The sequence below is a fragment of the Nostoc sp. JL34 genome, from assembly GCF_017114945.1.
Taxonomy (GTDB): domain Bacteria; phylum Cyanobacteriota; class Cyanobacteriia; order Cyanobacteriales; family Nostocaceae; genus Nostoc.
Map to the genome: position 1 here is coordinate 1 of NZ_JABXKQ010000073.1, position 4055 is coordinate 4055.

Genomic DNA, 4055 nt, shown 5'->3' on the forward strand with positions numbered 1-4055 from the left:
TTGAATACCCCATTTTCAACCCTAAACTGTTTCAATGCACCTAATTTCTGTTGATTCTACTTGCTCGTCTAAAAGATATCAAATGGGTTCTATACGGCACAGTTGTCGCCAACACGACAAATGGTATTAGCAGGAGATCACACAAACAAAATACCTGCACCTGGCCCCAAACAAGCAAGAAAAGTCCCCTGGTTGGACTCCCGGTAGACCTCGCTAGCCACCAACTCGTTATCCTATTGTGAAAAAAGCCTTTACAAAACCGAAGAAAGGATATTGAGTATGCCAATGCCCTATTGGACTTTGCAGACAGTTTATTTAAGCCAAAAGTTTTTCGGGTGGCGATCGCAGCATTCAACAAGCGTGCGATACGGGTATGGCAAAAATTGGGATTCGAGCCTCAGCAGTCGTTTGAGCGAGGGAGTGATGCAATGCAATTTATCGTATTATTACGAGCATACTGCTGTAATATATCACCCAATTTTGACAATTTAGCTTAGGACAACCCTAGCCACTGACAGTTAAAACAGCAGATGGTAAACCATCAATGTCAGAATACTGAATCTAATGATGGGAAAATAAAGGTGAGTAATGCCCACCCCCAAACTTGCTGGGCTATTTACCCAAGACAGATAAACAGCAAATTTTATCAGTCAAAATTTATGACTTCCACCGTTCCCTCTCCAACTCGAAAGCGACCCACTCAAGCAATAGGAGCCAAAATTTTCCACTCCTGTAACATCATTAGTCTATTTATCATGCTCACCAGTGGACTACAAATTTACAACGCCAACCCTGTCTTTGGTGGACGTGCAGGTTTGCACATTCCTCCGATTTTTACTTTAGGAGGTTGGCTTGCAGGAGGTAGACACTGGCATTTTGCAGCAATGTGGCTATTCTCGCTGAATCTGTTGTGGTATGGAATTTACATTTTAATTACCCGCCGCTGGCGACATCGCTTTGTCGGTGCTAATGACTTCAAAGCATTACAAAAAACTCAAAATTCCCAACGCCTAATTTATGCTTGGCATCGGATTGCTTATACAGCAATTATTCCTATTTTGCTGCTGGCATTATTTACAGGAATAGGAATGTATAAACCTGCTCAATTTCCCTGGATTGTGGATTTATTTGGCAATTGGCAAGCATTGCGAATCGTTCACTTTGCCTCAGTCCCGATAGTTCTCTTATTTGTAGTAATTCACTATCAATTAGGGCGTAAGGCTGGTGGTACTCAACTAACAGAATCAATGTTTGAATAAACAAACTCTGGTCATAGAGATAGGGAAACATGGGTACTAATGACAAATGACAAATGACACTTTTATAAACTAAAAAAATGAACTTTTTTGATAAATTGAATCGGAATATCTTGCAAAATCAAAGCTTACTATTTGTAGGACTCGATCCAAATCCAGAAATGATGCCTGTGCGTTATGAATCTGAAGAACTCATCGTTGGTTTGGAGAAGTGGTTACAATTCATTATTGCGGAAACGTCTGATTTCGTTTGTGCCTATAAACCGACACTTGGCTTCTACGAAGCGTTAGGTATTCCTGGTTTAGAACTGCTGTACAAAACTTTAGCAGCTATTCCAGCCCACATCCCAGTTATTTTAGATGCCAAGCACAGCGACTTAAATACTAGTACCATCTTTGCCCAGACTGTGTTTACAGAATGGCAGGTAGATGCAATCACTCTCAGCCCTTATACAGGACAAGATCATGTAGCACCTTTTTTGGTCTATCCTGATAAAGCGGTGTTTATTTTATGCTGTACTTCTAATCCAGGTGCAGAAGCTTTACAGCAATATCCTACAAACGAATCACCCCTTTATTTACAGGTGGTAAAAGAATCAAAAACCTGGGGAACTCCAGAACAATTGGGTTTGGAGGTAGGGACTACAAACCCTGAAGTTTTAGCACTTATTCGAGCAGTTGCGCCTGAACGAATTATTCTAGCGCGTAGCATCTGGGCGGAGGGTCAAAATCTGAAGCAAATTCTAGAAGCAGGGTTGAATAGTAATGGTGATGGTTTGCTGATTCCTGTCCCTCAAGATATGTTGGGAAACACACAATTATCTGAGGAAGTCCAGTCTCTACGCACAAAAATTAATCAAATCAAAACTGAAATTATTTATGAAAATTCCACTTGTTCTGTGTGGTTTCCTGATGTTTGTTTGCTAAATCAGCATCCTCAACAGGACTTGATTTTACAACTTTATGACATTGACTGTATTATGTTTGGCAGCTTTGTCCAAGCATCAGGAGCTATATTTCCTTATTACGTCGACTTACGCAAAATTATTTCCAATCCCCAAGTTTTTAATCAAGTTCTCACAGCTTATGAGGATATTTTGAAGAATCTCAACTTTGATAGATTAGCAGGTATTCCCTACGGTTCTTTACCTACTGCGACTGGTTTAGCTTTGCGCCTTCATTGTCCAATGATTTTCCCGCGGAAAGAGGTAAAAGCACACGGAACTCGGAGAGTAATTGAGGGTAACTTTCATCCTGGTGAAACAGTTGTGGTGGTTGACGATATTCTCATCAGCGGCAAAAGTGTCATGGAAGGGGCAGGAAAGTTGGAATCAGCAGGATTAAAAGTTGATGATATTGTGGTATTTATCGATCATGAACAGGGGGTGAAAGATAGGTTACAGCAAAATGGTTATCGCAGTCATGCGGTTTTAACCATTTCGGAAATTACTAATACTCTTTATCAAGCAGGGCGAATAAATGAGGAGCAATTTTTAGCTTTTGCTGAAAGTTAGTAATTGGAATAATAGGGAGTAGGGAATGGGGGAAGATTTTTTATCTATTTCCTCTTGTCCATATTTAATTACTCTGTTCAATCTAGTAAATAGAATAATTTGGATTTTTAAAATAATTATGAGTTTTTCACTGAATCAACTACTTAGATGGTTAATTTTTACGCTGCTATTCCCTCTAGTATTTCTCAATGCTTGGCTAGTACTTTTACTAGTTAAAAACTTTCAACCTGTCGTAACAATTCTTGTCCTGGCTACTTTGCTTGCATTCGTTTTAAACTATCCTGTTTCGATTCTCCAACAGGGGGGAGTTAAACGCAGCTATGCAGTAGCGTTAGTTTTTATATTGGCATTGGTAATTGTTGTTGCTCTGGGTATTACTTTAGTGCCCATTGTTTTAGAGCAATTTAATGAGATGGTTAAAGTTTTTCCCCAATGGATTGATTCTAGCGAAGAAAAACTTCAAATCGTAAATGATTGGTTTTTTCGGCACAACTTAAATGTGAATCTAAGTCAGTTATTAACACAAATAACTAACAAGTTACCTAGTGAATTAGAGTTTGTTTCAGATAAACTTTTAAGTATTATTATAGATACTATTGATAGTGTTTCTGAGTCATTAATCACAGTGGTGTTGACTTTTTACCTGTTGTTAGACGGCCCAAGAATTTGGCAAGGAATATTTAAGAAGTTGCCGGGAAATTTTGCCCAGAAAGTAAGCCAATCTATTCAGCAAAACTTCCAGAATTACTTGATTGGTCAGATAACTTTGGCTTTTATGATGGGTGTTTCAGTAACATTATTGTTTTTAGGTTTTCAAGTTCAGTTTGGTTTACTCTTTGGTTTGGGAGTTGGGGTTTTGAGCTTAATTCCCTTTGGTGATGTCGTCAGTTTGATTACAATTACTTTCATAATAGCTACACACGACTTTTGGCTAGCCGCGAAGGTTTTTGCAGTAGCTGTGGTCATTGATCAGTTAATCGATCAGGCGATCGCACCACGATTATTAGGTAAATTTACTGGACTTAGACCAATATGGGTATTAGTTGCTTTACTTGTCGGAACCAATGTCGGAGGAGTCTTGGGTTTACTAGTTGCAGTACCTGTAGCTGGTTTTATCAAAGATGTGGCAGATGGTTTTTCTAAATCTAGTGATTCTGATAATGTCGTTGGAAGTGAAGCAACATCAGAATTCTTGACAGAAAAATCAATATCGCAATGAGTCGTTAATTTAACGTGAGTTCGACGGTTAGAAAACGGCAGGAGGTAGTGCAGGTAAATCTTTTGG

The 4055-nt window shown here is 39.0% G+C and carries 3 protein-coding genes; all 3 read left to right on the forward strand.

What is annotated here, in order from left to right; genetic code table 11:
• Nucleotides 1-659 precede the first annotated feature (659 nt).
• Nucleotides 660-1259, forward strand: coding sequence for a cytochrome b/b6 domain-containing protein (locus tag HWQ44_RS14970; RefSeq protein WP_292719817.1), 600 nt, complete (start codon nucleotides 660-662; stop codon nucleotides 1257-1259).
• 77 nt (nucleotides 1260-1336) lie between these two features.
• A complete protein-coding gene (locus HWQ44_RS14975) occupies nucleotides 1337-2770 on the forward strand; it encodes a bifunctional orotidine-5'-phosphate decarboxylase/orotate phosphoribosyltransferase (protein ID WP_292719819.1) in 1434 nt (477 codons plus the stop codon).
• 118 nt (nucleotides 2771-2888) lie between these two features.
• Nucleotides 2889-3989, forward strand: a complete 1101-nt coding sequence (locus tag HWQ44_RS14980; protein ID WP_292719821.1) for an AI-2E family transporter — start codon at nucleotides 2889-2891, stop codon at nucleotides 3987-3989.
• The last annotated feature ends 66 nt before the right edge of the window (nucleotides 3990-4055 follow it).

Excerpts from the sequence above, each read along its gene's own strand:
- HWQ44_RS14970 (WP_292719817.1), top strand. The coding sequence starts at position 660 with ATGACTTCCACCGTTCCCTCTCCAACTCGAAAGCGACCCACTCAAGCA.
- HWQ44_RS14975 (WP_292719819.1), top strand. The coding sequence starts at position 1,337 with ATGAACTTTTTTGATAAATTGAATCGGAATATCTTGCAAAATCAAAGC.
- HWQ44_RS14980 (WP_292719821.1), top strand. The coding sequence starts at position 2,889 with ATGAGTTTTTCACTGAATCAACTACTTAGATGGTTAATTTTTACGCTG.